Source organism: Pseudomonas mangiferae, from assembly GCF_007109405.1.
Classification (GTDB): Bacteria; Pseudomonadota; Gammaproteobacteria; order Pseudomonadales; family Pseudomonadaceae; genus Pseudomonas_T; species Pseudomonas_T mangiferae.
In genome coordinates this window covers 1-26984 of the sequence record NZ_VJOY01000019.1, presented here as the reverse complement: position 1 = coordinate 26984, position 26984 = coordinate 1, and the positions used below count along the sequence as shown (strand labels likewise).

23 protein-coding genes, 2 tRNA genes and 1 pseudogene are annotated in these 26984 nt (G+C 68.2%); 18 read left to right on the top strand and 8 right to left on the bottom strand.

What is annotated here, in order from left to right; genetic code table 11:
* Positions 1-9 precede the first annotated feature (9 nt).
* From gcvP to guaD, 10 genes are all read left to right on the top strand, one after another.
* Complete coding sequence (gene gcvP / locus FM069_RS19105; protein ID WP_143489984.1) at positions 10-2871, top strand: aminomethyl-transferring glycine dehydrogenase; 2862 nt, start codon at positions 10-12, stop codon at positions 2869-2871.
* A gap of 103 nt (positions 2872-2974) precedes the next feature.
* Positions 2975-4228 carry a serine hydroxymethyltransferase gene (glyA, locus tag FM069_RS19100; protein WP_143489982.1) on the top strand — a complete coding sequence of 418 codons (1254 nt, stop codon included), beginning with the start codon at positions 2975-2977 and terminating at the stop codon, positions 4226-4228.
* A gap of 46 nt (positions 4229-4274) precedes the next feature.
* The gene (locus FM069_RS19095) at positions 4275-5651 is read left to right on the top strand and encodes an L-serine ammonia-lyase (RefSeq protein WP_143489980.1); all 1377 of its coding nucleotides are present in this window, start codon (positions 4275-4277) and stop codon (positions 5649-5651) included.
* Positions 5652-5729: 78 nt separating this feature from the next.
* Positions 5730-6848: a glycine cleavage system aminomethyltransferase GcvT gene (gene gcvT / locus FM069_RS19090; RefSeq protein ID WP_143489978.1), complete on the top strand. Its 1119-nt coding sequence runs from the start codon at positions 5730-5732 to the stop codon at positions 6846-6848.
* Between the two features lie 52 nt (positions 6849-6900).
* Positions 6901-7875 carry a lipoyl synthase gene (gene lipA, locus FM069_RS19085; RefSeq protein ID WP_143489976.1) on the top strand — a complete coding sequence of 325 codons (975 nt, stop codon included), beginning with the start codon at positions 6901-6903 and terminating at the stop codon, positions 7873-7875.
* A 166-nt stretch (positions 7876-8041) separates the two neighbouring features.
* The gene (locus tag FM069_RS19080; RefSeq protein ID WP_233282086.1) at positions 8042-8578 is read left to right on the top strand and encodes an ankyrin repeat domain-containing protein; all 537 of its coding nucleotides are present in this window, start codon (positions 8042-8044) and stop codon (positions 8576-8578) included.
* A gap of 233 nt (positions 8579-8811) precedes the next feature.
* Positions 8812-10254, top strand: a complete 1443-nt coding sequence (gene xdhA / locus FM069_RS19075; RefSeq protein ID WP_143489975.1) for a xanthine dehydrogenase small subunit — start codon at positions 8812-8814, stop codon at positions 10252-10254.
* The gene (gene xdhB / locus FM069_RS19070) at positions 10247-12637 is read left to right on the top strand and encodes a xanthine dehydrogenase molybdopterin binding subunit (RefSeq protein WP_143489973.1); all 2391 of its coding nucleotides are present in this window, start codon (positions 10247-10249) and stop codon (positions 12635-12637) included. The genes xdhA and xdhB overlap by 8 nt, the downstream gene beginning before the upstream one ends.
* A gap of 37 nt (positions 12638-12674) precedes the next feature.
* Complete coding sequence (xdhC, locus tag FM069_RS19065; protein ID WP_143489972.1) at positions 12675-13520, top strand: xanthine dehydrogenase accessory protein XdhC; 846 nt, start codon at positions 12675-12677, stop codon at positions 13518-13520.
* 51 nt (positions 13521-13571) lie between these two features.
* Positions 13572-14873: a guanine deaminase gene (gene guaD / locus FM069_RS19060; protein ID WP_143489970.1), complete on the top strand. Its 1302-nt coding sequence runs from the start codon at positions 13572-13574 to the stop codon at positions 14871-14873.
* Positions 14874-15029: 156 nt separating this feature from the next.
* Here guaD and FM069_RS19055 read toward each other — a convergent pair.
* Both FM069_RS19055 and FM069_RS19050 read right to left on the bottom strand, forming a co-directional pair.
* A tRNA-Gly gene (locus FM069_RS19055) sits at positions 15030-15105 on the bottom strand.
* A 2-nt stretch (positions 15106-15107) separates the two neighbouring features.
* Positions 15108-15183: transfer RNA gene (locus FM069_RS19050), tRNA-Glu, on the bottom strand.
* A gap of 217 nt (positions 15184-15400) precedes the next feature.
* On the opposite strand from FM069_RS19050, the gene FM069_RS19045 reads away from it, so the two are divergent.
* Both FM069_RS19045 and FM069_RS19040 read left to right on the top strand, forming a co-directional pair.
* Positions 15401-16177 (top strand): hypothetical protein, encoded by a 777-nt coding sequence (locus FM069_RS19045; RefSeq protein ID WP_143489969.1) that lies wholly within the window; start codon positions 15401-15403, stop codon positions 16175-16177.
* A 58-nt stretch (positions 16178-16235) separates the two neighbouring features.
* Positions 16236-16898 (top strand): glutathione S-transferase family protein, encoded by a 663-nt coding sequence (locus FM069_RS19040; protein ID WP_143489967.1) that lies wholly within the window; start codon positions 16236-16238, stop codon positions 16896-16898.
* A 37-nt stretch (positions 16899-16935) separates the two neighbouring features.
* On the opposite strand, the gene FM069_RS19035 is transcribed toward FM069_RS19040, so the two are convergent.
* Both FM069_RS19035 and FM069_RS19030 read right to left on the bottom strand, forming a co-directional pair.
* Positions 16936-17418, bottom strand: a complete 483-nt coding sequence (locus FM069_RS19035) for a GAF domain-containing protein (RefSeq protein WP_143489965.1) — start codon at positions 17416-17418, stop codon at positions 16936-16938.
* The gene (locus tag FM069_RS19030; RefSeq protein ID WP_143489964.1) at positions 17415-18305 is read right to left on the bottom strand and encodes an ATP-binding protein; all 891 of its coding nucleotides are present in this window, start codon (positions 18303-18305) and stop codon (positions 17415-17417) included. Before FM069_RS19030 ends, FM069_RS19035 begins: the two co-directional genes overlap by 4 nt.
* 118 nt (positions 18306-18423) lie before the next feature.
* Here FM069_RS19030 and FM069_RS19025 point away from each other — a divergent pair, with 118 nt between their 5' ends.
* The gene (locus FM069_RS19025; RefSeq protein WP_143489963.1) at positions 18424-20748 is read left to right on the top strand and encodes an ATP-binding protein; all 2325 of its coding nucleotides are present in this window, start codon (positions 18424-18426) and stop codon (positions 20746-20748) included.
* Here FM069_RS19025 and FM069_RS19020 read toward each other — a convergent pair.
* The 3 genes from FM069_RS19020 to msrB form a co-directional block, all read right to left on the bottom strand.
* Positions 20732-21187: a MarR family winged helix-turn-helix transcriptional regulator gene (locus FM069_RS19020; protein WP_143489962.1), complete on the bottom strand. Its 456-nt coding sequence runs from the start codon at positions 21185-21187 to the stop codon at positions 20732-20734. The two genes, FM069_RS19025 and FM069_RS19020, sit on opposite strands and share 17 nt — an antisense overlap.
* A complete protein-coding gene (locus FM069_RS19015; RefSeq protein ID WP_143489960.1) occupies positions 21184-21669 on the bottom strand; it encodes a glutathione peroxidase in 486 nt (161 codons plus the stop codon). The genes FM069_RS19020 and FM069_RS19015 overlap by 4 nt, the downstream gene beginning before the upstream one ends.
* A gap of 107 nt (positions 21670-21776) precedes the next feature.
* Positions 21777-22184, bottom strand: a complete 408-nt coding sequence (gene msrB, locus FM069_RS19010; protein WP_143489958.1) for a peptide-methionine (R)-S-oxide reductase MsrB — start codon at positions 22182-22184, stop codon at positions 21777-21779.
* A gap of 277 nt (positions 22185-22461) precedes the next feature.
* Between msrB and FM069_RS19005 the strand changes: the two genes are divergently transcribed.
* The 4 genes from FM069_RS19005 (at position 22462) to FM069_RS18990 (ending at position 25996) form a co-directional block, all read left to right on the top strand.
* A complete protein-coding gene (locus FM069_RS19005; RefSeq protein ID WP_143489957.1) occupies positions 22462-23673 on the top strand; it encodes a pyridoxal phosphate-dependent aminotransferase in 1212 nt (403 codons plus the stop codon).
* Positions 23674-23770: 97 nt separating this feature from the next.
* Positions 23771-24253, top strand: coding sequence for a hypothetical protein (locus FM069_RS19000; RefSeq protein ID WP_143489955.1), 483 nt, complete (start codon positions 23771-23773; stop codon positions 24251-24253).
* A gap of 111 nt (positions 24254-24364) precedes the next feature.
* Positions 24365-25255: a protease HtpX gene (gene htpX / locus FM069_RS18995; protein WP_143489954.1), complete on the top strand. Its 891-nt coding sequence runs from the start codon at positions 24365-24367 to the stop codon at positions 25253-25255.
* A 93-nt stretch (positions 25256-25348) separates the two neighbouring features.
* Positions 25349-25996 (top strand): DUF2959 domain-containing protein, encoded by a 648-nt coding sequence (locus tag FM069_RS18990; RefSeq protein WP_143489952.1) that lies wholly within the window; start codon positions 25349-25351, stop codon positions 25994-25996.
* A 48-nt stretch (positions 25997-26044) separates the two neighbouring features.
* On the opposite strand, the gene FM069_RS18985 is transcribed toward FM069_RS18990, so the two are convergent.
* The gene (locus FM069_RS18985) at positions 26045-26713 is read right to left on the bottom strand and encodes a thiopurine S-methyltransferase (protein WP_143489951.1); all 669 of its coding nucleotides are present in this window, start codon (positions 26711-26713) and stop codon (positions 26045-26047) included.
* A gap of 100 nt (positions 26714-26813) precedes the next feature.
* Here FM069_RS18985 and FM069_RS18980 point away from each other — a divergent pair.
* Positions 26814-26984 (top strand): annotated as a pseudogene (locus tag FM069_RS18980) (dioxygenase); the annotation flags it as partial.

Here is a 26984-nt window from a genome sequence, read left to right as displayed (position 1 = left end):
GACTTCGCCATGACCCGTTCCATCCCGCTCGGCACCGCCAACGAATTCATCGGTCGCCACATCGGTCCCCGCGAGGCGGACATCGCCCGCATGCTGGAGCGCCTGGGCTTCGATTCCCTGGACGCCCTCAGCGACAGCGTGATCCCCGCCAGCATCAAGGGCACCAGTGTGCTGGACCTGCCCGCCGGCCTCGGCGAGGCAGAAGCCCTGGACACCCTCAAGGCCATCGCCGCGCGCAACCAGCCGTTCACCAGCTACATCGGCCAGGGCTACTACGGCTGCCACACGCCGTCGCCGATCCTGCGCAACCTGCTGGAGAACCCGGCCTGGTACACCGCCTACACCCCCTACCAGCCGGAAATCTCCCAGGGCCGCCTGGAAGCGCTGCTGAACTTCCAGACCCTGATCAGCGACCTCACCGGCCTGCCGGTGGCCAACGCCTCCCTGCTGGACGAGGCCACCGCCGCCGCCGAGGCCATGACCTTCTGCAAGCGGCTGGCGAAGAACAAGGCCAGCAACGCCTTCTTCGCGTCCCGCCATTGCCATGCCCAGACCCTGGCGGTGCTGCGCACCCGTGCCGAGCCCCTGGGCATCGAGGTGGTGGTGGGCGACGAGTCCGCCCTGGACGACGCCTCCCGCTACTTCGGCGCGCTGCTGCAGTACCCGGCCACCGATGGCGATATCCAGGACCATCGCGCGCTGATCGCGCGGCTCCACGAGGCCGGCGCCCTGGTGGCGGTGGCCGCCGACCTGCTGGCCCTGACCCTGCTCACCCCGCCCGGCGAGTTCGACGCCGACGTGGCCCTGGGCACCGCCCAGCGCTTCGGCGTGCCGCTGGGCTTCGGTGGCCCCCACGCCGCCTACTTCGCCACCCGCGACGCCTACAAGCGCGACATGCCCGGACGCCTGGTGGGCCTGTCCATCGACCGTCACGGCAAACCGGCGCTGCGCCTGGCCATGCAGACCCGCGAGCAGCACATCCGCCGCGAGAAGGCCACCAGCAACATCTGCACCGCCCAGGTGCTGCTGGCCAACATTGCCAGCATGTTTGCCGTCTACCACGGCCCGGCGGGCCTCGTGCGCATCGCCGAGCGCATCCACCGGCTCACCGCGATCCTCGCCGCCGGCCTCGCGCAGCTGGGTCTGAAGGCCGAGCAGGCGCACTTCTTCGACACCCTGACCCTGGCCACCGGCGCACGTACCGCGACGCTGCACGAGCGTGCCCGCGCGCAGCGCATCAACCTGCGGGAAATCGATGGCGAGCGCCTTGGCATCTCCCTGGACGAGACCACCACCCCGGCCCAGGTCGAGGCCCTCTGGGCGCTGTTCGCCGACGGCCAGGCGGCCCCGGCGTTCGATGCCCTGGCCGCCAGCGCCGAGTCGCGCCTGCCGGCCGCGCTGAGCCGCGAGAGCGCGTTCCTCACCCACCCGGTGTTCAACCGCTATCACTCCGAGACCGAGCTGATGCGCTACCTGCGCAAGCTGGCGGACAAGGACCTGGCGCTGGACCGCAGCATGATCCCCCTGGGCTCGTGCACCATGAAGCTCAATGCCGCCAGCGAGATGATCCCCATCACCTGGCGCGAATTCGGCGCGCTGCACCCGTTCGTGCCGGCCGAGCAGAGCCAGGGCTACGCCCAGCTCACCGAGGAACTGGAAGCGCTGCTCTGCGCCTGCACCGGCTACGACGCGGTGTCCCTGCAGCCCAACGCCGGTTCTCAAGGCGAATACGCCGGCCTGCTGGCGATCCGCGCCTACCACCACAGCCGCGGCGACACCCAGCGCGACATCTGCCTGATCCCCGCCTCCGCCCACGGCACCAACCCGGCCACCGCCAGCATGGCCGGCATGCGCGTGGTGGTGACCGCCTGCGACAGCCGCGGCAACGTCGACATCGACGACCTGCGCGCCAAGGCCGAGGAGCACAAGGAGCGCCTCGCCGCGCTGATGATCACCTACCCGTCGACCCATGGCGTGTTCGAGGAAGGCATCCGCGAGATCTGCGCCATCGTCCACGACAACGGCGGCCAGGTGTATATCGACGGCGCCAACATGAACGCCATGGTGGGCCTCTGCGCCCCGGGCAAGTTCGGCGGCGACGTGTCCCACCTGAACCTGCACAAGACCTTCTGCATCCCCCACGGTGGCGGCGGCCCGGGCGTCGGCCCGATCGGCGTCAAGGCCCACCTGGCGCCCTTCCTGCCCGGCCACGCCGGCCTGGAGCGCAAGGACGGCGCGGTGTGCGCGGCGCCCTACGGCAGCGCCAGCATCCTGCCGATCACCTGGATGTACATCCGCATGATGGGTGGCGAAGGCCTCAAGCGTGCCTCGCAGCTGGCGATCCTCAACGCCAACTACATCGCCCGTCGCCTGGAGGAGCATTACCCGATCCTTTACACCGGCGGCAACGGCCTGGTGGCCCACGAGTGCATCCTCGACCTGCGGCCCCTCAAGGACAGCAGCGGCATCACCGTGGACGACGTGGCCAAGCGCCTGATCGACTTCGGCTTCCATGCCCCCACCATGTCCTTCCCGGTGGCCGGCACGCTGATGATCGAGCCCACCGAGAGCGAGTCCCGCGAAGAGCTGGATCGCTTCGTCGACGCGATGATCCGCATCCGCGAGGAAATCCGCGCGGTGGAGAGCGGCGAGCTGGACAAGCAGGACAACCCGCTGAAGAACGCGCCGCACACCGCCGCCGAACTGGTGGGCGAGTGGCGCCACGGCTACGGCCGCGAGCAGGCGGTGTACCCGACCGCGTCCCTGCTGGAAGCCAAGTACTGGCCGCCGGTGGGCCGCGTCGACAACGTCTACGGCGACCGCAACCTGGTCTGCGCCTGCCCGCCCATCGAGGCCTACCAGGACGCCTGACCCGGTATCGGGCCCGCGCCGGATGCGCGGGCCCGAGCCGTCGCGTTTCCCCGATCGCCGGGCCCGCCCGGCGAACCACAAGAAGAATGGCCGGAGCCTTGCCATGTTCAGTAAACAAGACCGACTCGCCGGATACGACGACGCCCTGCTGGCCGCGATCCAGGCCGAAGACCACCGCCAGGAAGACCACATCGAGCTGATCGCTTCGGAAAACTACGCCAGCCCCCGGGTGATGCAGGCCCAGGGCACCGGCCTGACCAACAAGTACGCCGAAGGCTACCCGGGCAAGCGCTACTACGGCGGCTGCGAGCACGTGGACAAGGTGGAGCAACTGGCCATCGACCGCGCCAAGCAGCTGTTCGGCGCCGACTACGCCAACGTCCAGCCCCATTCCGGATCGTCGGCCAACGCCGAGGTCTACCTGGCGCTGCTGAATGCCGGCGACACCCTGCTCGGCATGAGCCTGGCCCACGGCGGTCACCTGACCCACGGCGCCAAGGTCAGCGCCTCGGGCAAGCTGTACAACGCGGTGCAGTACGGCATCGACGAGAACGGCCTGATCGACTACGACGAGGTGGAACGCCTGGCCGTGGAGCACAAGCCGAAGATGATCGTCGCCGGCTTCTCCGCCTATTCCCGGGTGCTGGACTTCCCGCGCTTCCGTGCCATCGCCGACAAGGTGGGCGCCTACCTGTTCGTCGACATGGCCCACGTCGCCGGCCTGGTGGCCGCCGGGCTGTATCCGAACCCGGTGCCCTACGCCGACGTGGTCACCACCACCACCCACAAGACCCTGCGCGGCCCCCGCGGCGGCCTGATCCTGGCGAAGAAGAACGAGGAGCTGGAGAAGAAGCTCAACTCCGCAGTCTTCCCCGGTGCCCAGGGCGGCCCGCTGATGCACGTGATCGCCGCCAAGGCAGTGTGCTTCAAGGAAGCCCAGGAGCCCGGCTTCAAGGCTTACCAGAAGCAGGTGATCGACAACGCCCGAGCCATGGCCGAGGTGTTCGTCGAGCGGGGCTACGAGGTGGTCTCCGGCGGCACCGACAACCACCTGTTCCTGCTCAGCCTGATCCGCCAGGGCCTGACCGGGAAGGACGCCGACGCCGCCCTCGGCCGCGCCCATATCACGGTGAACAAGAACGCCGTGCCCAACGACCCGCAGTCGCCCTTCGTCACCTCCGGCATCCGCATCGGCACCCCGGCGGTGACCACCCGCGGCTTCCGCGAGCGCGAATGCCGCGAACTGGCCGGCTGGATCTGCGACATCCTCGACGACCTGGGCAACCCGGCGGTCATCGAACGGGTCCGCGGCCAGGTCGCCGATCTCTGCCGGACCTACCCGGTCTACGCCGACTGACCCACCCGAGCCGGCGGTGCGCTCCGCCGCCGGCCAACGAGGCCCTATGTCTCTCAGCGTTTTCGACCTGTTCAAGATCGGCATCGGTCCGTCCAGTTCCCACACCGTCGGCCCGATGCGCGCCGCCGCGCGCTTCGTCGAAGGCCTGCGCCGCGACGGCCTGCTAGAGGCGGTCGCGGGGGTCAAGGTGGAGCTGTACGGTTCCCTGGGCGCCACCGGCAAGGGCCACGGCAGCGACAAGGCGGTGCTGCTCGGCCTGGAGGGCGACCACCCGGACACCGTGGACACCGCCGGGATTCCCGCCCGCCTGGAGCGCATCCGCAGCCAGGGCGAGCTGCGCCTGCTGGGCGAGAAACCCTTGCGCTTCGTCGAGAAGGAACACCTGGCGATGATCCGCAAGCCGCTGCCTTACCACCCCAACGGCATGATCTTCCGCGCCTTCGATGCCGCCGGCCTGCAGACCCGCAGCCGCGAGTACTACTCGGTGGGCGGCGGCTTCGTGGTGGACGAGGACGCCGCCGGCGCCGACCGCATCGTCGAGGACAGCACGCCGCTGCCCTACCCGTTCAAGACCGCCCGCGAGCTGCTCGGCCATTGCACCGCGCAGCGGCTGTCCATCAGCCAGGTGATGCTGGCCAACGAAGCCGCCTGGCGGCCCGAGGCGGAGACCCGCGCCGGGCTGCTGCGCATCTGGCAGGTGATGCAGGACTGCGTGCAGGCCGGCTACCGCAACGAGGGCATCATGCCCGGCGGGCTCAAGGTCAAGCGCCGCGCCCCGGCGCTGCATCGCCAATTGAGCGCGCACCCCGAGGCCGCCCTGCGCGACACTCTCTCGGTGCTGGACTGGGTCAACCTCTACGCCCTGGCGGTGAACGAGGAGAACGCCAGCGGCGGGCGGGTCGTCACCGCCCCCACCAACGGCGCCGCCGGCATCGTCCCGGCGGTGCTGCACTACTACAACCGCTTCATCGCCGGAGCCGACGACGACGGCGTGGTGCGTTTCCTGCTCACCGCCGCCGCCATCGGCATCCTCTACAAGGAGAACGCCTCCATCTCCGGTGCCGAGGTGGGCTGCCAGGGCGAGGTGGGGGTCGCCTGCTCCATGGCCGCCGGCGCCCTCTGCGAGGTGCTGGGAGGCACCCCGCAGCAGGTGGAGAACGCCGCCGAGATCGGCATGGAGCACAACCTCGGCCTGACCTGCGACCCCATCGGCGGGCTGGTGCAGGTGCCCTGCATCGAGCGCAACGCCATGGGCTCGGTGAAGGCCATCAACGCCGCGCGCATGGCGCTGCGGGGCGATGGCCAGCACTTCGTGTCCCTGGACAAGGTGATCCGCACCATGCGCCAGACCGGCGCCGACATGAAGAGCAAGTACAAGGAAACCGCCCGCGGCGGCCTCGCCGTGAACATCATCGAATGCTGACCGGCCGCGCCCCGGGCGCGGTCGCTACTCCAACTCAACCCGGGCCCGCCCCAGGCGGCGCCCTCCAAGGAGATTCCCATGAGCGAGACCCTGGCAAAAACCCCGCTGCACGCTCTGCACCTGGAACTCGGCGCGCGCATGGTGCCGTTCGCCGGCTACGACATGCCGGTGCAGTACCCGCTGGGCGTGATGAAGGAACACCTGCACACCCGCGAGAAGGCCGGCCTGTTTGACGTCTCCCACATGGGCCAGCTGCTGCTGCGCGGCCCGGACGCCGCCGCGGCCCTGGAGACCCTGGTGCCGGTGGACATCCTCGACCTGCCGGTGGGCATGCAGCGCTACGCGCTGTTCACCGACGAGCAGGGCGGCATCCTCGACGACCTGATGGTGGCCAACACCGGCGACGCCCTGTTCCTGGTGGTCAACGCCGCCTGCAAGGACGCCGACCTGGCACACCTGCGCCGGCACATCGGCGAGCGCTGCGAAATCGTCAGCCTGTTCGACAGCCGGGCGCTGCTGGCCCTGCAGGGCCCGGCCGCGGCCAGCGTGCTGGCGCGCCTGGCGCCGGAAGTGGCGAAGATGACCTTCATGCAATTCGCCGCGGTGCGCCTGCTGGGGGTGGACTGCTACGTCAGCCGCTCCGGCTACACCGGCGAGGACGGCTTCGAGATCTCGGTACCGGTGGAACACGCGGAAACCCTGGCCCGCAGCCTGCTGGCCGAGCCGGAAGTGGAGCCCATCGGCCTCGGCGCCCGGGACTCCCTGCGCCTGGAAGCCGGCCTGTGCCTGTACGGCCACGACATGAGCGAGCGCACCACCCCGGCCGAGGCCAGCCTGCTCTGGGCCGTGTCCAAGGTGCGCCGCACCGACGGCGCCCGGGCCGGCGGCTTCCCCGGTGCCGAGCGCCTGTTTGCCCAGCAGCGCGACGGCGTGGCCAGCAAGCGCGTCGGCCTGCTGCCCCAGGAACGCACCCCGGTGCGCGAAGGCGCGGAAATCGTCGACGCCGGCGGCCAGGTGGTGGGCTCGGTGAGCAGCGGCGGCTTCGGCCCGAGCCTCGGCGCCCCGGTGGCCATGGGCTACCTGAAGGCCGAGCACGCCGCCCTGGACAGCGAAGTGTGGGCCCTGGTGCGCGGCAAGCGCGTGCCCATGAAGGTGGCCAAGACCCCCTTCGTGCCGCAACGCTACTACCGCGGCTGAGCCACGGCGCGCGGCCTCGGGTCGCGCGCTCCCCCTCTTCAGGAGTACCGCCATGAATGCCACCGAGCGCCCCGCCGCGCGGCCCAAGGTCGAGGCCGGCGTCAAGCTGCGCGGCGCCGAGAAGGTCGCGCGCATCCCGGTGAAGATCATCCCCACCGAGGAACTGCCGAAGAAGCCCGACTGGATCCGCGTGCGCCTGCCGGTATCGCCGGAGGTGGAGCGGATCAAGCAGCTGCTGCGCAAGCACAAGCTGCACAGCGTCTGCGAGGAAGCCTCCTGCCCCAACCTGGGCGAGTGCTTCTCCGGCGGCACTGCCACCTTCATGATCATGGGCGACATCTGCACCCGCCGCTGCCCGTTCTGCGACGTCGGCCACGGCCGGCCGAAACCCCTGGACACCGACGAGCCGAAGAATCTGGCGGTGGCCATCGCCGACCTGCGGCTGAAGTACGTGGTGATCACTTCGGTGGACCGCGACGACCTGCGCGATGGCGGCGCCCAGCACTTCGCCGATTGCCTGCGGGAAATCCGCGCCCTGTCCCCGGGCGTGCAGCTGGAGACCCTGGTGCCGGACTACCGCGGGCGCATGGACGTGGCCCTGGAGATCACCGCCGCCGAGCCGCCTGACGTGTTCAACCACAACTTGGAAACCGTGCCGCGGCTATACCGCTCCTCGCGGCCGGGCTCGGACTTCGAGTGGTCCCTGGACCTGCTGGAGAAGTTCAAGCACCTGGTGCCCCACGTGCCCACCAAGTCCGGGCTGATGCTGGGCCTGGGAGAAACCGACGAGGAAGTGATCGAGGTGATGCAGCGCATGCGCGAGCACGACATCGACATGCTCACCCTCGGCCAGTACCTGCAGCCGTCTCGCAACCACCTGCCAGTGCAGCGCTTCGTCCACCCGGACACCTTCGCCTGGTTCGCCGAGCAGGGTGAGGCGATGGGCTTCAAGAACGTCGCCTCCGGCCCCCTGGTGCGCTCGTCCTACCACGCTGACCAACAAGCCCACGGCGCTCGCAAGGGCTGAACCCGTCCTGCACGAAAAGGCCCGACCGGAGCGATCCGGTCGGGCCTTTTTCTTCGTACCGGGAGGATGGCGCCATCGGCGCGGGCGCCGGAGCGTTCCCGGCTCGCCGCGGTCACATAGCCATTGGTGCGCCGCGGGAGGCGCGCCATTCGCCCAAGGAGCCCCCATGAGCATCGCCACGCCGGATGGATCGTCCGCCACCCCGATGACCGAAGAAGAATCCATCGAATTCGCCAACCAGGTGTTCCAGGTGGCCCGCGAGGGCGACGCCGACATGCTCGGCCGCCTGCTGGAGAAAGGCCTGCCGCCGAACCTGCGCAACCACAAGGGCGACAGCCTGCTGATGCTGGCCAGCTACCACGGCCACCAGGCCGCTGCCCGGGTGCTGCTGGACCACGGCGCGGACCCGAACCTGTGCAACGACAGTAGCCAGATGCCCCTTGCCGGGGCAGCCTTCAAGGGCGACCTGGAGATGGCCCGGCTCCTGCTGGACAACGGCGCCCACGTCAACGGCGCCGGCCCGGACGGCAAGACCGCGCTGATGATGGCGGCCATGTTCAACCGCCTGGCGATCATCGACCTGCTGCTGGCGAACGGCGCCGACCCCGCTGCCCGGGACAGCCGCGGCCTCGACGCCCTCGCCTCGGCCCAGGCCATGGGCGCCCTGGAGAGCGTCGCCAGGCTGGGCGGCACGCCCGCCTGAGCCCATCCCACCCCGTTCCTGTGCCCCGGGCCGCCGTCGCGCGGCCCGTCGCGGCGCCGCCGTTCCTGGCACGAAACCCGCTTTTCCCGCATGAACCGTCCATCCGCTGGCATGGCCGATCCTGACTTTTGGGTCAAAAATAAAATTGACCTGAAAGTCAGCTCTCACTAGATTGGCCGCCATGTGCGGGACCCCCGCGCGGAACAATAACGAGAAAAGCCTGAAGGTGGTCCGTGATCCAGTTCTTACTCAATCGGGAATTGCGCACCGAGTACGCTCTCGATCCCAACCTCACCGTGCTCAACTACCTGCGCGGCCCCCTGGGCCGGCCCGGCACCAAGGAAGGCTGCGCCTCCGGTGACTGCGGCGCCTGCACCGTGGTGCTCGGCGAGGTCGATGGCGAGCGCATCCGCTACCGCACCGTCAATGCCTGCCTGACCTTCGTCTCCGCCCTCCATGGCCGCCAGCTGATCAGCATCGAGGACCTCAAGCACCGCGGTCGCCTGCACACCGTGCAGCAGACCATGGTGGACTGCCACGGCTCCCAGTGCGGCTTCTGCACCCCCGGCTTCGTCATGTCGCTGTTCGCCCTGCAGAAGAACCGGGTCGGCGGCTATGACCACCACGAAACCCTGGAGGCCCTGGCCGGCAACCTCTGCCGCTGTACCGGCTACCGACCGATCCTGGCCGCCGCCGAGCAGGCCTGCCGGGACGCCGCGCCCGACCAGTTCGACGCCGCAGAAGCCGAGACCCTGGCCCGCCTCAAGGCCATCGCCCCGCGGGAAACCGCCGAGCTGCAGCGCGACGACAAGCGCTGCCAGGTGCCCCTCACCGTGGCCGACCTGGCCGAGCTGTACGCCGCCAACCCCCAGGCGCGCCTGCTGGCCGGCGGCACCGACCTGGCGCTGGAGGTCACCCAGTTCCACCGCACCCTGCCCGCGATGATCTACGTGGGCCACGTCGCCGACATGAAGCGCATCGAGGCCTTCGACGATCGCCTGGAGATCGGCGCCGCCACCCCGCTGTCGGACTGCTACGCGGCCCTGGCGGCGGAATACCCGGACTTCGGCGAACTACTCAACCGCTTCGCCTCCCTGCAGATTCGCAACCAGGGGACCCTGGGCGGCAACATCGGCAACGCCTCGCCCATCGGCGACTCGCCACCGCTGCTGATCGCCCTCGGTGCCCGCCTGGTGCTGCGTCGCGGCGCCGAGCGCCGCAGCCTGCCCCTGGAAGACTATTTCATCGACTACAAGGTGACCGCCCGCCAGGAAGGCGAATTCATCGAGAAGATCGTCGTGCCGCGCTGCCCCCCGCAGCGCACGTTCCGGGCCTACAAGGTCTCCAAACGCCTGGACGACGACATCTCGGCGGTCTGCGCGGCGTTCAGCCTGGACCTGGTGGATGGCGCGATCCGCGAGGCGCGGATCGCCTACGGCGGCATGGCGGCGATTCCCAAGCGCGCCGCCGCCTGCGAAGCCGTGCTGAACGGCGCATCCGCCGACGTCCAGACCCTGGAACGGGCCTGCGAGGCCCTGGCCCAGGACTTCGCGCCTCTCAGCGACTTCCGCGCCAGCAAGGAGTACCGCCTGCTGGTGGCGCAGAACCTGCTGCGCAAATGCTTCCTCGAACTGCAACGGCCGCAGGCCGAGACCCGGGTGACCGCCCATGCATAAGCCGACCCTGAACCAGGCCGAACTGGCCGCGCGATTCCGCGCCGAACTCACCACCGGCGTCGGTCGCAGCGTCGAGCACGAGAGCGCCGCCAAGCACGTCTCCGGTGAGGCGGTCTACGTGGACGACCGCCTGGAATTCCCCAACCAGCTGCACGTCTACGCGCGGCTCTCGGAGCGCGCCCACGCGCGCATCCTGCGCATCGATACCACGCCCTGCTACGCGGTTCCCGGGGTGGCCATCGTCATCACCAAGGACGACGTGCCCGGGCAACTGGACATCGGCCCGGTGGTGGCCGGCGACCCGCTGCTGGCGGACGGCAAGGTGGAGTACGTCGGCCAGGTGGTGCTGGCGGTGGCCGCCGACAGCCTGGAGACGGCGCGTCGCGCAGCCATGGCCGCCGTTATCGAGTACGAGGACCTGGAGCCGGTGCTGGAGGTGGAGGACGCCCTGCGCAAGCGCCACTTCGTCCTCGACAGCCATCAGCACAAGCGTGGCGACTCCCGCGCCGCCCTGGCGGGCGCGCCGAACCGGGTGCAGGGGACCTTGCACATCGGCGGCCAGGAGCACTTCTACCTGGAGACCCAGGTGTCCTCGGTCATGCCCACCGAGGATGGCGGCATGCTGGTGTACACCTCCACCCAGAACCCCACCGAGGTGCAGAAACTGGTGGCAGAGGTGCTCGGGGTGCCTATGCACAAGGTGGTGATCGACATGCGCCGCATGGGCGGCGGCTTCGGTGGCAAGGAGACCCAGGCCGCCGGCCCGGCCTGCCTGTGTGCGGTGATCGCCCACCTCACCGGCCGCCCCACCAAGATGCGCCTGCCCCGGGCCGAAGACATGCAAGTCACCGGCAAGCGCCACCCGTTCTACGTCGAGTACGACGTGGGGTTCGACGACGACGGCCTGCTGCAGGGCATCGAGATCGAGCTGGCCGGCAACTGCGGCTATTCTCCCGACCTCTCCGGCTCCATCGTCGACCGCGCCATGTTCCACGCCGACAACGCCTACTTCCTGGCGGACGTCACCATCAACGGCCATCGCTGCAAGACCCACACCGCCTCCAACACCGCCTACCGCGGCTTCGGCGGCCCCCAGGGCATGGTGGCCATCGAGGAGATCATGGACGCGGTGGCCCGCCACCTGGGCAAGGACCCGCTGGCGGTGCGCAAGCTCAACTACTACGGCAAGGACACCCGCAACGTCACCCACTACTACCAGACCGTCGAGCACAACCTGCTGGACGAGATGACCGCCGACCTGGAGGCCAGCAGTGAGTACGCCCGCCGGCGCGAGGACATCCGCGCGTTCAACGCGGCCAACCCGGTGCTGAAGAAAGGCCTGGCCCTGACGCCGGTGAAGTTCGGCATCAGCTTCACCGCCAGCTTCCTCAACCAGGCCGGCGCACTGATCCACATCTACACCGACGGCAGCATCCACCTGAACCACGGCGGCACGGAAATGGGCCAGGGCCTCAACACCAAGGTCGCCCAGGTGGTGGCTGAGGTGTTCCAGGTGGACATTTCGCGCATCCGCATCACCGCCACCAACACCGACAAGGTGCCCAACACCTCGCCCACGGCGGCCTCCTCGGGCGCCGACCTCAACGGCAAGGCGGCGCAGAACGCGGCGGAGATCCTCAAGGGCCGGCTGGTGGAATTCCTGGTTCGGGAGCACAAGGTCACCCCGGAAGACGTGGAGTTCCGCAATGGCCAGGTACGCATCCGCGAGCACTACCAGTCCTTCGAGGAAACCGTACAGCAGGCGTATTTCAACCAGGTGTCGCTGTCCAGCACCGGCTTCTACCGCACGCCGAAGATTTACTACGACCGCGACAAGGCCCGCGGCCGGCCCTTCTACTACTTCGCCTTCGGCGCCGCCTGCGCCGAGGTGCTGGTGGACACCCTGACCGGCGAATACCGTCTGCTGCGCGCCGACATCCTCCACGACGTCGGCGCCTCGCTGAACCCGGCCATCGACATCGGCCAGGTGGAAGGCGGATTCGTCCAGGGCATGGGCTGGCTGACCACCGAGGAGCTGGTGTGGAACGCCAAGGGCAAGCTGATGACCGGCGGCCCGGCCAGCTACAAGATCCCAGCCATCGCCGACGTGCCGACGGACCTGCGGGTCAAGCTGGTGGAGAACCGCAAGAACCCCGAGGACACGGTGTTTCACTCCAAGGCCGTCGGCGAGCCGCCGTTCATGCTGGGCATCGCCGTCTGGTGCGCCCTCAAGGATGCCGTGGCGAGCCTGGCGGACTACCGGCTGCAGCCGCGGATCGACGCACCGGCGACGCCGGAACGGGTCCTCTGGGGCATCGAGCAGATGAAAGCCGCCTGCCGCGAGCGTACGGCCGAGCCGGCGGATGCGGCGCAACCGGCCTGAGGACGACGGACATGACCACCCCACGGAAGGCACGCCCATGAGCTGGATCAGTGCCCTCGCCGACCTGCAGGCCCGGGGCGAGCCGTGCGTGCTGGTCACCATCATCGAAGACCAGGGCTCCACGCCCCGGGACGCCGGCTCGAAGATGGTGGTGGCCGCCGAGCGCGCCTACGCCACCATCGGCGGCGGCCATCTTGAGTACAAGGCCCTGGCCATCGCCCGGGAGATGCTGGGCAGCGGTGCCCGCGCCACGCGCCTGGAACGCTTCAGCCTCGGCGCCAGCCTGGGCCAGTGCTGCGGCGGCGCCACCGTGCTGCTGTTCGAGCCCATGGGCCTGCCCCAGGCGCGCATCGCGCTGTTCGGCGCCGGCCACGTCGGGCGGGCCCTGGCGCCGCTGCTGGCCAGCCTGCCCTGCCAGGTCCGCTGGATCGACTCCCGCGACGAGGAATTCCCCGCGGCCCTGCCCGAGGGTGTGGAAAAGGTGGTCAACGACGACGTGCTGGAAGAGGTGGACCGGATGCCGCCGGGCAGCTACTTCATCGTCATGACCCATGACCATGCCTTGGACCTGCAACTGAGCATGGCGATCCTCCAGCGCAACGACTTCGCCTACTACGGCCTGATCGGCTCGCGCACCAAGCGGGTCAAGTTCGAACACCGCCTGCGGGAACGCGGCTTCGCCGCCGACGTGGTCCAGCGCATGCGCTGCCCCATGGGCCTGCCCGAGGTGAAGGGCAAACTGCCGGCGGAGATCGCCATTTCCATTGCCGGCGAAGTGATCGCCACCTATAACGCCACCTTCGGCGAGCAGGAACGCAGCGCCGGGCCGGTGGCCCGCCTGCTGCCCGCGTCCCGCCGCACGCCTCCGGAACGCGCCGGCTGATACCCGCGCGCGCCTCCGCTTTCCTTTCATCCGAACCAGACGACTCTCGCCATGACGACCGTGAACGCCTACCGTGCCGCCATCCTGCACTGCCTCGCCGACCCCGCTGACGCGGCTGCCGGGCAGGCCCATGAATACTTCGAAGACGGCCTGCTGGTGATCGAGGACGGCCGGGTGGCCCGCGTCGGTCCCGCCGCCGAGCTGCTGCCCGGCCTGGGCGACGTCCCGGTGACCGAGTACCCGGACGCCCTGATCGTGCCGGGCTTCATCGATACCCACATCCATTACCCGCAGACCGGCATGATCGCCTCCTACGGTGAGCAACTGCTGGATTGGCTGAACACCTACACCTTTCCCACCGAGCAGCGCTTCGGCGACCCCGCCCATGCCCGCCAGGTGGCGGAATTCTTCCTCGCCGAGCTGCTGCGCAACGGCACCACCACCGCGCTGGTCTTCGGCAGCGTGCACAAGGCCTCGGTGGATGCCTTCTTCGAAGCGGCCCAAACCCTCGACCTGCGGATGATCGCCGGCAAGGTGCTGATGGATCGCAACGCGCCGGAGGGCCTGACCGATACGCCGGAGAGCGGCTATGCCGACAGCAAGGCGCTGATCGAGCGCTGGCACGGCAAGGGGCGCCTGCACTATGCGGTGACCCCGCGCTTCGCCCCCACCAGCACCCCGGAGCAACTGGCCCTGGCCGGCCAGCTGTTCCACGAGTACCCCGGCCTCTACATGCACACCCACCTCTCGGAGAACCTCAAGGAGATCGAGTGGGTGAAGGCGCTGTTCCCCGAGCGCACCGGCTACCTGGACGTCTACGACCATTACCGGCTGATCGGCCCCCGCTCCGTGTTCGCCCACGGCGTGCACGTCTGCGACGAAGAATGCGCCCGGCTGGGGGAAACCGGCTCGGCGGTGGCCTTCTGTCCCACGTCGAACCTGTTCCTCGGCAGCGGGCTGTTCGACTTGGCGAAGCTGGAGCGCCACGGCGTACGGGTGGGGCTGGGCACGGATGTCGGCGCCGGCACCAGCTTCTCGCAGCTGCAGACCCTCAACGAGGCCTACAAGGTGATGCAGCTGCAAGGAGAGAAGCTCGACCCGTTCAAGTCGCTGTACCTGGCCACCCTGGGCGGCGCCCGCGCACTGTACCTGGACGACCGCATCGGCAACTTCGCCAGCGGCAAGGACGCCGACTTCGTGGTGCTGGACTACCGCGCCACACCGCTGCTGGGCTACCGCCTGGACCAGGCCAAGGACCTGGCGGAACGGCTGTTCGCCCTGATGATGCTGGGCGACGACCGCGCGGTGAAGGAAACCTTCGCCGCCGGCCGCTCGGTACACCGCCGCGCCTGAGGGAATGGCCCGCGCCGGGATACCACGGGGTCCCGGCGCGCCACGCCCGGGAAGGAGCGCCATGAAGAGAAAGGAGAAGCGAGGCCGCACGGTCGTGCCGGCCTGAATGACGCGCAAACGAAAACGCCGCTCGGATGAGCGGCGTTTTCGTTAATTTGGAGCGGGAAACGAGACTCGAACTCGCGACCCCGACCTTGGCAAGGTCGTGCTCTACCAACTGAGCTATTCCCGCATTGGCGTCCCCTAGGGGACTCGAACCCCTGTTACCGCCGTGAAAGGGCGGTGTCCTAGGCCACTAGACGAAGGGGACGCGGCCCGGAACTTACAACAGCTTTTTCCGGCTTCCCGCGTTTGGCTTTCGGCTTTACGCTGGAAGTGGCGCGCATTTTATGGAGCCTCCGGGCACTCGTCAACCCTCGGATAAAAATTTTTTAAATCAACGAGTTCGGGGCAATTCGCACGGACGATCTATCAGCCGTGCGGCTTAGGCACTACACTCGGGCAAAAACGCTCACGGGAGAATGTAGGTGTCGCCACTCCTGATTACCATCCTGATCGTCGTAGTCGTCGCGACCCTGTTCGGTATCGGTTTCATCAACCACACGTTGGAAACCAACAAGCTGGAGAAGGCCCGGCAGAAGGCCGACCTCAACGACCGGCTGCGGCGCTGCTCGGAGGTTTCCGAGTCCATGCCGGGCCAACTCATGACCCCCGCCCTCAAGCTGATGCTCACCCGCCTGCTGCTGCAGCTCAGCGAACGCCTGCTGCTGGTGGACAAGGGCAACACCGCGCTGCAGGGCCGCACCCAGACCATGCGGGAAGAGATCGCCAAGGGCGACGCCATTACCGTGGGCAACATTGTCCAGCCGATCCTCACCGAGGCCAAGGCCAAGGAAGTCCGCTTCCTCCTGGAAAGCCTGCACGGCCAGCTCGGCCGCGCGGTGAAGGATGGCTTCCTGCAACCCATCGAGGCCAAGAGCTGGGCCAAGGAACTGCGCCACATGCTGGTGCACCTGCACGTGGAGTTCTTCACCAACCTCGGCCAGCAGATGCTGCTGCAGAAGCAGCCGCGCCAGGCCCGGCTCTCCTTCGAGCGGGGCGTGCAGTACCTGCGCAAGCAGCCCGAGCCAGCCTTCTACCAGAAGCAGCTGAAACAGCTGGAGGCGCACCTGGAACGCGCCACCGCCCTGGTGATGGAGGAAGACGCCGCGCAGCCGGCGGACGAGGACGCCCCGCTCCAGGGCGGTCTCAAGGAACTGGAAGACGAAGACGATATCTGGCGCAAGAAGAATTTCTACGAGTGAGCGCCGCGACGGCGCTCCTGCATCCGTCCCCCGTCATCATCCCTAGAAGGATTCGCCGATGAGCCTGACCCTGTATGGCGCACCGCTCTCCCCGTTCGTGCGCAAGGTACGGCTGTACCTTGCCGAACAGGCCCTCGAGTACCAGCTGGAAGTGGTGATGCCCTTTGGCGTGCCGGACTGGTATCGCGAACTCAACCCCCTGGGGCGCATCCCCGCCCTGCGCGACGGCGACCTCACCCTCGCCGACTCCAGCGTGATCTGCCAGTACCTGCAGGACAAGCATGCCGATGCCCAGCCGCTGTACGGCGCCACGGCCGAAGGCCGCGCCCGGGTGCGCTGGCTGGAGAAATACGCGGACTACGAACTGGCGCCCCACACCACCTTCGGCGTGTTCCGCAACCGGGTGCTGCGGCCCATCATGGGCAAGGCCAGCGACGAGGCGGCGGTGCAGGCGATCCTCGACGACAAGCTTCCGCCGCTGTTCGACTACCTGGAGAAGACCCTGGGCGACGCCGACTACTTCGTCGAGGGTCGACTGACCATGGCCGATCTGGCCGTGACCTGCCAACTCATCAACCTGGGGCATGGCGGCGAACGCCTGGACGCCGGCCGCTGGCCTCGGCTGGATGCCCACCACCAGCGGATGCTGGCGCGCGCTTCGGTGCAGCACGTCCTGGCCGGCGAGCGGGACGTGCTCGCCAAGCTGGGCCGCACCGCCTGATGGGCTCGCCCGGCCAGCGGCCGGGCGACGACTCACCTCAGCAGTCGCTGGCGGCCAGGAAGATTGCCGCCAGGCTTTCGATGCCCGCCTGGTCCGCCTCGCTGAAACGCCCCTGTTTCGGGCTGTCCAGATCCAGCACACCGATCAGCCGATCCCGCTTCACCAACGGCACCACCAGCTCGCTGTTGGAGGCGCTGTCGCAGGCGATGTGACCGGGAAACGCATGCACATCCTCCACCCGCTGGGTCTGCCGGCTGCTGGCCGCCGCGCCGCAGACGCCCCTTCCGAACGGAATCCGCACGCAGGCCACCTTGCCCTGGAACGGGCCCAGGACCAGCTGTTCCTCGCGATTGAGGTAGAAGCCGGCCCAGTTCAGGTCCGGTAGCTCGTGGAACAGGAAGGCGGCGAACTGCGAGGCGTTGGCGATGAAATCGCGCTCGTCGGCCAGCAACGCTTCCAGTTGCGCCGCCAGCAGCGCATAGCCTTGCAGGCCGGCGCCCGCCTGGTTCAGGTCGATCATGGTGCGGTCTCCAGCAACGCCTTGCCGACCCACTGCCGGGCGAACTGGTAGGCACAGCGGCCGTTGCGGTTGCCGCGTCCGGATGCCCAGCGGACTGCCAGGATGGCCAGCTCGTCGGACCACTCCCACTCCAGGCCGGCGTCCCGCGCCAGCACCTCGATCCAGTGGCGCACCACGGCCAGGTAGTGGTCCTGGGTGAAGGGGTAGAAGGACAGCCACAGGCCGAAGCGGTCGGACAGCGCGATCTTGTCCTCCACCGCCTCGCTGGGGTGCAGCTCGCCGTCCACCCGGCTCCAGTTCTCGTTGTCGCTCTCGCGCTCCGGCACCAGGTGCCGGCGGTTGGAGGTGGCGTACAGCAGCACGTTGTCCGGCGCCCGCTCCAGGGAACCGTCCAGCACGCTCTTCAGCACCCGGTAGTCACCCTCGCCGGATTCGAAGGAAAGGTCGTCGCAGAACACCACGAAACGCTGCGGCAGCCCGACGATGCACTCCACCACCCGCGGCAGGTCGGCGAGGTGGTCGCGCTCGATCTCGATCAGCCGCAGCCCCTGCTCCGCGTGGGCGGCCAGCAGCGCGCGGATCATCGAGGACTTGCCGGTCCCCCGGGCGCCCCACAGCAGGACATGGTTGGCCGGCAGGCCGTTGACGAACTGGCGGGTGTTGCGCGCCAGCTGCTCGCGCTGGTTGTCCACGCCGATCAGGTCGTCCAGGTTCAGGTCGAGGGACACTTTCAACGGCTGCAGGTGGCCGTTGCGCCCCTCCCGCTGCCAGCGGGCCGCCAGGGTGGCGGACCAGTCCACCGGCACGGGAATCGCCGGCAGGAGAGGGTCGAGTCGGGCCAGGATGTGGTCGGCCCGGTCAAGAAAGACATTAAGTCGTGAATCCACGCAATACTCCTAAAGTTCGACGCAATTGGCACCAGGTCGCCCGACGTGGGACAGCGTTCACGCAATGGCGATAGGCTATGCTTGGCCTGCGCAGGGAACAAGGCCAAGTTCGCAGCCCATGGATATCTCGCTCACGCAACGTCTGTCGTTCAAACAAGCCAGTCTGACGGTAGCGGTGGCGTTCGTGTTGGGCATGCTGCTCAGCCTGCTTCAGGTAGGCATCGATTTTATTTCCGAAGATGCATCCATCGATCGGGAAATCCATACCTTACTGGAAATCAGCCATAACCCTGCAGCGCGCATCGCCTACAACATCGACGCCGAGCTGGCCCGGGAACTGGTCCAGGGGCTGCTGCGTTCGCCGGCGGTGATCCGCGCAGAAATAGTCGACAACAGCGGAATGGTTCTGGCTCAGGTGGAAAGGCCGCGGGCGGAAAGCGGCGATCGGATGTTCAGCGATTTCCTGTTCGGCGAGCGCCGCCAGTTCAATGATCCCCTGTTCATCACCCACGCCCCGCTGGAGAACCTCGGGGTACTGAGCCTGGAGGTGGACACCTACGCCTTCGGCAGCAGTTTCCTGCACCGTGCGCTGCTGACCCTGTTCATGGGGTTCCTCCGCAGCCTGCTGCTGGCGCTGATCCTGCTGGTGATGTTCTATTTCATGCTGACCAAGCCGCTGGTGGAGCTGATTCGCTCGGTCAGCGACCGCGACGCCCCCGCCACCGACCGCGACCCCATCCCCTGCCCGCCCGGCCACGAACAGGATGAGATCGGCGTGCTGGTGCAGGCTACCAACCAGCACCTGGCGCGCATCGCCAGGGAAAACCAGCAGCGCCGCGAGGCCGAGGACCGCCTGACCCGCTACCTCGCCGAGCTGGAAGACATCGTGTCGGAGCGCACCGCCGAGCTCAAGGCCACCAACAGCCGCCTGAGCCAGTCCAACCGCGAGCTGGAGGTGGCCAGGAGCCACGCCCTGGACATGGCCCAGGCACGGGCGGCCTTCGTCGCCAACATGAGCCACGAGATCCGCACCCCGCTCAACGGCCTGCTGGGCATGCTCGCCCTGGCCCTGGACGGCCCCCTGGAGGGCGAGCAGCGCCAGCAGCTGAACATCGCCCACGACTCCGGCGTGGTGCTGGTGGAACTGCTCAACGATATCCTCGACCTGTCCAAGTTCGAGGCCGGGCAACTGGAGCTGGAAAGCATCCCCATGGACCTGGGCGCGCTGGTGGAGGACACCGGCAACCTGCTCTCGCAGAACGCCTCGCCAGGGGTGGAGCTCATCTGCCTGGTAGACCCGAGCGTGCCCGCCATGGTCTACGGCGACCCCACGCGCATCCGCCAGGTCGTCAGCAACCTGCTGTCCAACGCCCTCAAGTTCACCCGCTTCGGCCGGGTGGACATCCGGGTGGCGCAGAGCCCCGACGGCATCCTGGTGACGGTGCGCGATACCGGCATCGGCATCGCCGCGGACAGCCTGCCGCGGCTGTTCCAGCCGTTCGCCCAGGCCGGCGTCGGCATCACCCGCCAGTACGGCGGCACCGGCCTGGGGCTGGCGCTGACCCGCAAGCTCTGCGAGGCCATGCACGGCGAACTGCACGTCAGCTCCACCGAGGGTGTGGGCAGCCAGTTCGTCGCCGAGCTTCCGCTGCCGGCCCATACCCCGCCCCCGCGCTGGCCGGCCCTGCCCGGGCGCCTGGTGCTGCTGTGCGCCGGCAACAGTGGCCTGGCCGAATTGCTGAGGACCTGGCTGCCGGTCTGGGGCATGACCCACCGGCTGCTGGAGGAGGACGATGAGGACGCCGCCGCCCTGGCCGCCGACGTGGTGCTCAGCGACGATCCCTCCCGGCTGCTGGGCCTGCGCCCGGCGCTGGACACCCCGTTCCTGCTGGTGACCGCCTATGGCAGCTTCATGCCCAGTGCCCAGAGCAGCGCGCTGGCGCCCCTGGAGCAACTGGCCCGGCCCTTGTCGCGGGCGGCCCTTTACCAGGCCCTGCGCCGCGCCCTGCACCAGGAGGCGGCGCCCACCGCGCAGCCGCTGGATCGCTCGACGTCGTTCCAGCGCCACGCCCATATCCTGCTGGTGGAAGACAACCCGGTGAACCAGCTGGTGGCCAAAGGCATGCTGAGCAAGCTGGGCTGCGAGGTGACCGTGGCCGGCCATGGCGGCGAGGCCCTGAGCTACCTGGAGCAGGCGTCGGTGGACCTGGTCCTGATGGACTGCAACATGCCGGTGATGGACGGCTACGAGGCAAGCCGACGCATCCGCCAGAGCGGGCGCTGGCCGGACCTGCCGATCATCGCCCTCACCGCTAACGCCCTGCCGGACGAGCGCGAACGCTGCCGGGCGGCGGGCATGAACGATTACCTGGCCAAGCCGTTCCGTCGCGAGGACCTGATCAGCCTGCTGGACATCTGGCTGCCCGCTACCCAGACCCCGTGAGCTGCGCCAGCAGCCCGTCCAGTTGTTCACGCAACGCACCCAGCCCGCCCCGCTCCAGCCCCGCCCGGCACATCAAGGCGTCCCGCAACGGGCCGACCCGATCGCGCAAGGCTGCCCCGGCCTCGGTGAGCGCGAGGTGCACTTCCCGCTCGTCAGGGCGCCCCCGCTGCCGCTGCACCAGCCCCAAGTGCTCCAGGCGCTTGAGCAGCGGCGTCAGGGTGCCGGAATCCAGGGCCAGACGCTCACCCAGGGCCTTCACCGTAGGGTGCGCAGGCGGTGCGTCGCGCCATTCCCAGAGCACCAGCATCGCCAGGTACTGCGGATAGGTCAGACCGAGGGACTCCAGCATCGGTCGGTAGCCGCGGATCACCGCCCGGGACGCGGCGTACAGCTTGAAGCACAGCTGCTCGTCCAGCCGCAGCGCGGCGTCCTCGCTCATCGCAGCAGTGCCTCCACCGAGGCATCCATGGCCTCCGGGCGGGTCGTGGGGGCGAAACGGCGGACCTGGCGGGCGTCGCCATCCAGCAGGAACTTGGTGAAATTCCACTTGATGGCCTGGCTGCCCAGCAGGCCCGGAGCGCGACGCTTCAGGGCGGCGAACAGCGGATGGGCCTCCGCCCCGTTCACCTCCACCTTGGCGAACAGCGGGAAGCTCACCCCGTAATTCAGTTCGCAGAACTGGGCGATCTCCCCCTCGTCCCCCGGTTCCTGGTGGCCGAACTGGTTGCACGGGAACCCCAGGACCACCAGCCCGCGCGCCCGATAACGTTGCCAGAGCGATTCCAGGCCCTGGTACTGGGGCGTGAATCCGCAGCGGCTGGCGGTGTTCACTACCAGCAGGGCACGGGCCCGGAAATCCGCGAGGGTGGCACGCGAGCCGGTCACGGTGGTGCAGGGAATCGTCAGCAGCGAATCGGCCATGACGGCCTCCATTCGTGAGAAAAGCCGCAAAGCTAGCGCGCTATTGAATTGCACACAACTCAATTCACACTCCATCAGCCGGGCCAATTTGCCCGCTGACGCGTTGCTTATGAAGAAGCGGCGTCCTTGGGAACCAGTTTCAGGGCCACGGAGTTGATGCAGTAGCGCATGCCGGTGGGACGCGGCCCATCGGGGAATACGTGCCCCAGGTGGGCGTCGCACTGGGCGCAGCGGACTTCGATGCGATGCATGCCATGGCTGAAGTCTTCCTTTTCCTTCACCGCTTCGGCGGAGACCGGCTGGAAGTAGCTGGGCCAGCCGCTGCCGGAGTCGTACTTGGCGTCGGAATCGAACAACGCCGTGCCGCAGCAGACGCAGTGGTAAATGCCGGGGGTCTTGGTGTCGTGGTATTCGCCGGTGAAGGCGCGTTCGGTGCCGCCCAGGCGGCAGACGTGGTACTGGGCCTCGGACAGCTCTTCGCGCCAGGCCTCGAGGGGTTTATCCGTCTTTTCCATGTATCACCTCACGATAAAAGTGCCCCGGCCACCCTTTCCGGTACCCGGGGGCGCACGTATGATGCGTGGCTCTTGGACCTTCGGCCAGGCGGCGGGGTTGCCCGCGCAGGACGGAAGGATCAACGACATTCGCCGCCATTCCAGCCGGATCGTTCCTCGCCCGCCGGGAGCCGCGAAGCGGCCGCGCCGTCCGCCACCAGGCGGGCCTCGCCGCGCCCCGTTTCCGCCTCGCCGCCCGTCCGCGATCCGCCACGCCACGTCCGGGGACATCAGGATCATGCAGGTCAGCAAATCGAACAAGCTCGCCAATGTCTGCTACGACATCCGCGGTCCGGTGCTCAAGCACGCCAAGCGACTGGAAGAAGAAGGCCAGCGCATCCTCAAGCTGAACATCGGCAACCCGGCGCCGTTCGGCTTCGAAGCTCCGGACGAGATCCTCCAGGACGTCATCCGCAACCTGCCCACCGCCCAGGGCTACAGCGACTCCAAGGGCCTGTTCAGCGCCCGCAAGGCGGTGATGCAGTACTACCAGCAGAAGCAGGTGGAAGGCGTCGGCATCGAGGACATCTACCTGGGCAACGGCGTCTCCGAGCTGATCGTGATGGCCATGCAGGCGTTGCTGAACAACGGCGACGAAGTGCTGATCCCGGCGCCGGACTACCCCCTGTGGACCGCGGCCGTCAGCCTGGCGGGCGGCAAGCCGGTGCACTACCTGTGCGACGAGCAGTCCGACTGGTTCCCCGACCTCGCCGACATGGCGGCGAAGATCACCCCGAACACCAAGGCCCTGGTGCTGATCAACCCGAACAACCCCACCGGCGCGGTGTACTCCAAGGCGGTGCTGGAAGGCATCGTCGAGCTGGCACGGCAGCACGGCCTGGTGCTGTTCTCCGACGAGATCTACGACAAGATCCTCTACGACGGCGCCACCCACATCTCCACCGCCTCCCTGGCGCCGGACGTGCTCTGCCTGACGTTCAACGGGCTGTCGAAATCCTACCGGGTCGCCGGCTTCCGCTCCGGCTGGGTGGCCATCTCCGGCCCGAAGCATCAGGCGAAGAGCTACATCGAGGGCCTCGACATCCTCGCCAACATGCGCCTGTGCGCCAACGTGCCGGCCCAGCACGCGATCCAGACCGCCCTGGGCGGCTACCAGAGCATCAACGACCTGGTGCTGCCCGCCGGCCGGCTGCTGGAGCAGCGCAACCGCACCTGGGAACTGCTCAACGACATTCCCGGGGTCAGCTGCGTCAAACCCATGGGCGCACTGTACGCCTTCCCGCGGATCGACCCGAAGGTCTGCCCGATCCACAACGACGAAAAGTTCGTCCTCGACCTGCTGCTGTCGGAGAAGCTGCTGATCGTCCAGGGAACCGCGTTCAACTGGCCCTGGCCCGACCATTTCCGGGTGGTGACGCTGCCCCGGGTAGACGACCTGGAGCAGGCCATCGGGCGGATCGGCCAGTTCCTCCGCACCTACCGCCAGTAAGCCGACGCACGGGCGCCCCCTTCCGTCGCCCTCCCCACAGGAGGACACTGGCGGCAACCGGGGTGCCATTCGCCCCTCTCAAGGCCGGACCTTCGCCATGGACCTGCACATCGACGATTTCTACAAGGACTGCGCCAGCGGCCTGCTGCACCTGTACCAGGTCTTCCCGCGCAAGGCGGCCCTCTACGTCGAGGACCTGATCGGGCTGGAGGAGCCGGACGAGTTCGGCCTGCCGAGCAAGCGCCACCAGGGCTGCCTGGGCGCCCTGCTGTGGCTGGCCGAAGAAGGCTACATCCGCTTCGAGACCACCATCCGCTACGAGGCCCTGGACCAGGCGGTGCTCACCGAGAAGGGTTTCCTGCGCCTGTCCTGCGCCCTGCCCCGTGGCGAGGCGGCCGATGACAGCCTGCCGCCGAGCGTGCGGCGGGTCCACGAGACGCTGGCCTACCAGTTGCGGGAAGCGTTGATGGCCAGCCACAGCGAGCGCCTCGCGCGGCTGGTCCGCCACCTGTTCGAAAGCCCCCTGCAGGGCCGCGACGCCCGCGAAGAACGCTACAGTGGCACTTCGCCCACGCCGTGACCCGGCCGCGGCGAAACGACACAGTTTGAAATAGCTGCAAGTTGAATCGCGTACAGGCGCCCCTTATATAACCCGCACATTCGCTTTTTTGCCGTGAGGACCGTTCCCACCATGATGCGCATCCTGCTGTTCCTGGGCACCAACCTGGCGGTGCTGCTGATCGCCAGCATCACCCTGAGCCTGTTGGGCTTCAACGGGATCATGGCGGCCAACGGGGTCGACCTGAACCTGAACAGCCTGCTGATCTTCTGCGCGGTCTTCGGCTTCGCCGGGTCGCTGTTCTCGCTGTTCATCTCCAAGTGGATGGCGAAGATGACCACCGGCACCGAAATCATCAGCCAGCCGCGTACCCGCCACGAGCAGTGGCTGCTGCACACCGTCGAGCAACTGGCCCGGGATGCCGGGATCAAGATGCCCGAGGTGGGTATCTTCCCCGCCTACGAAGCCAACGCCTTCGCCACCGGCTGGAACAAGAACGACGCCCTGGTGGCGGTGAGCCAAGGCCTGCTGGAGCGTTTCTCCCCGGATGAAGTGAAGGCGGTGCTGGCCCACGAGATCGGCCACGTCGCCAACGGCGACATGGTGACCCTGGCGCTGATTCAGGGGGTGGTGAACACCTTCGTGATGTTCTTCGCACGGATCTTCGGCAACTTCGTCGACCGGGTGATCTTCAAGAACGAGGAAGGCCACGGCATCGCCTACTACGTGGCGACCATCGTCGCCGAGCTGGTACTGGGTATCCTCGCCACCATCATCGTCATGTGGTTCTCCCGCCGCCGCGAATTCCGCGCCGACGAGGCCGGTGCCCGCCTGGCCGGCACCTCGGCCATGGTCGGCGCCCTGCAGCGCCTGCGCGCCGAGCAGGGCGTGCCGGTGCAGATGCCCGACAGCCTCGCGGCGTTCGGCATCAACGGCACCCTCAAGCATGGCCTGGCCGGGCTGTTCATGAGCCACCCGCCGCTGGAAGAGCGCATCGAGACCCTGATGCGTCGTCGCGGCTGATCGCACGCGTCACCGAAGGCGGCCCTCGGGCCGCCTTTTTCATGGGCGACCATCCGGGTAAGGTGGGCGCCTCAATCCCTCAAGAGCCCCACCATGCGCCTATTCGCCCTCGCCCTCACCGCCCTGCTCGGCCTCACCGGTTGCCAGAGCGCCTACTACGCGGCCATGGAAAAGACGGGCGTGCACAAGCGCGACATCCTCGTCGATCGCGTGGAGCACGCCCGGGATGCCCAGCGCGACGCCAAGCAGCAGTTCCAGAGCGCCCTGGAGCGCTACCGCAGCGTGGTCCAGGTGAACGGCGGCGAACTGGAGAAGCGCTACGACGCCCTGGATGCCGACTACAAGGCCAGCGAAGCCAGCGCCCGGGAAGTGCGCGGCCGAATCGCTGCGGTGGAAGACGTGGCGGGCGCGCTGTTCGACGAATGGGACGATGAGCTGGACCAGTACCACGACACCCGGCTGCGCGCCATCAGCGCCGAGGAGCTGACCCGCACCCGCCAGGCCTACAAGGCCCTGCTGCAACGGATGAAGGCCGCGGAAAAACGTATCGACCCCGTGCTGGGGGCGCTCCACGACCAGGTGCTGTTCCTCAAGCACAACCTCAACGCCCGGGCCATCGGTGCGCTGCAGGGGGAATACGTCAGCCTGCAGGGCAACGTGGACCAACTGGTGCGCGACATGCAGCGTTCCATCGACGAGGCGGATGCCTTCGTCCGTCGCCTGCAGGCCACGCGCAACTAGCCGCATAGTCGAGCGCCTGGCCAGGCGACGCGGCTTGCGGCAACCCTCCTATGCAGGGGCCGCTTGGCGTTTCAGCCGATAGACCCGCTCGTCCAGCCGCTTCACCCCGCGTTCGAGGAACTTCCAGTTGTCCGCCAGCACATCGGGGCTGGCCAGCAGTTCCACGGTAAAGGGAGCGGCGAAGCGCGCGCGGACTTCGCCGTCGCCCACCGCAAAGGGCGGGCCCTGCAGGGTGCCTGGGTCGTAGTCGAGGGTGATCAGCAAGCCGTCGAGGCGGGTCGGGAGAATCGTCGCCAGGTGCTCGACGTAGCGCCCGCGCAAGTCTTCCGGCAGGGCGATCAGCGCAGCCCGGTCGTACAGCCCCTGGCACCCGGCCACGTCCTCCGGACGCAGGTCGAATATGTCGCCGCACAGCAACTCGATGCCAGCCGCCCGGTAGCGGGCGAAGCGGCCCAGGGTGTCTACCTCTGGCTGCAGGTCCTGCTCGGCGAAGAAGTCCTTCACCGCTTTCTCCACCTTTTCCACCCCCAGTACCGCGTGCCCCTGCCGCGCCAGCCAGACCAGGTCGAGGGTCTTGCCGCACAGCGGCACCAGCACCCGCGCCCCGTCCGGCAGGCCGAGGCCGGGCCAGTAGTCCACCAGGTAGGGGTTCACCTGGTCCAGGTGAAAGCCGATCTGATCGCGGTCCCACCGCTTCTGCCAGAATTCCGGGTCCATTCCGTACCACCGTTTCGATGAAAACACACAGGAATTTATACTGGTTTGGCCGCCGATGGCTGGGGAAGATGGCGGTCGTCTTCCGCCGAGGTCCGTCGTCATGCTTCCCAGCCTGTTCATCTCCCACGGCTCCCCCCTGCTCGCCCTGCAGCCCGGGGACAGCGGTCCCGCCCTGGCCCACCTCGCGGCCGAGCTACCGCGCCCGCGGGCGCTCCTGGTGGTGTCGGCCCACTGGGAAAGCGGCCGCCTGCAGGTCAGCGCCCACCCGCAC

Excerpts from the sequence above, each read along its gene's own strand:
- FM069_RS19005 (WP_143489957.1), top strand. The coding sequence starts at position 22,462 with ATGCAGGTCAGCAAATCGAACAAGCTCGCCAATGTCTGCTACGACATC.
- FM069_RS19095 (WP_143489980.1), top strand. The coding sequence starts at position 4,275 with ATGTCTCTCAGCGTTTTCGACCTGTTCAAGATCGGCATCGGTCCGTCC.
- gcvP (WP_143489984.1), top strand. The coding sequence starts at position 10 with ATGACCCGTTCCATCCCGCTCGGCACCGCCAACGAATTCATCGGTCGC.
- xdhB (WP_143489973.1), top strand. The coding sequence starts at position 10,247 with ATGCATAAGCCGACCCTGAACCAGGCCGAACTGGCCGCGCGATTCCGC.
- FM069_RS19015 (WP_143489960.1), bottom strand. The coding sequence starts at position 21,669 with ATGGCCGATTCGCTGCTGACGATTCCCTGCACCACCGTGACCGGCTCG.
- FM069_RS19035 (WP_143489965.1), bottom strand. The coding sequence starts at position 17,418 with ATGATCGACCTGAACCAGGCGGGCGCCGGCCTGCAAGGCTATGCGCTG.
- FM069_RS19040 (WP_143489967.1), top strand. The coding sequence starts at position 16,236 with ATGAGCCTGACCCTGTATGGCGCACCGCTCTCCCCGTTCGTGCGCAAG.
- FM069_RS19025 (WP_143489963.1), top strand. The coding sequence starts at position 18,424 with ATGGATATCTCGCTCACGCAACGTCTGTCGTTCAAACAAGCCAGTCTG.
- FM069_RS19020 (WP_143489962.1), bottom strand. The coding sequence starts at position 21,187 with ATGAGCGAGGACGCCGCGCTGCGGCTGGACGAGCAGCTGTGCTTCAAG.
- msrB (WP_143489958.1), bottom strand. The coding sequence starts at position 22,184 with ATGGAAAAGACGGATAAACCCCTCGAGGCCTGGCGCGAAGAGCTGTCC.
- FM069_RS19080 (WP_233282086.1), top strand. The coding sequence starts at position 8,042 with ATGAGCATCGCCACGCCGGATGGATCGTCCGCCACCCCGATGACCGAA.
- FM069_RS19000 (WP_143489955.1), top strand. The coding sequence starts at position 23,771 with ATGGACCTGCACATCGACGATTTCTACAAGGACTGCGCCAGCGGCCTG.
- guaD (WP_143489970.1), top strand. The coding sequence starts at position 13,572 with ATGACGACCGTGAACGCCTACCGTGCCGCCATCCTGCACTGCCTCGCC.
- glyA (WP_143489982.1), top strand. The coding sequence starts at position 2,975 with ATGTTCAGTAAACAAGACCGACTCGCCGGATACGACGACGCCCTGCTG.
- FM069_RS18985 (WP_143489951.1), bottom strand. The coding sequence starts at position 26,713 with ATGGACCCGGAATTCTGGCAGAAGCGGTGGGACCGCGATCAGATCGGC.
- FM069_RS18990 (WP_143489952.1), top strand. The coding sequence starts at position 25,349 with ATGCGCCTATTCGCCCTCGCCCTCACCGCCCTGCTCGGCCTCACCGGT.
- htpX (WP_143489954.1), top strand. The coding sequence starts at position 24,365 with ATGATGCGCATCCTGCTGTTCCTGGGCACCAACCTGGCGGTGCTGCTG.
- xdhC (WP_143489972.1), top strand. The coding sequence starts at position 12,675 with ATGAGCTGGATCAGTGCCCTCGCCGACCTGCAGGCCCGGGGCGAGCCG.
- gcvT (WP_143489978.1), top strand. The coding sequence starts at position 5,730 with ATGAGCGAGACCCTGGCAAAAACCCCGCTGCACGCTCTGCACCTGGAA.
- lipA (WP_143489976.1), top strand. The coding sequence starts at position 6,901 with ATGAATGCCACCGAGCGCCCCGCCGCGCGGCCCAAGGTCGAGGCCGGC.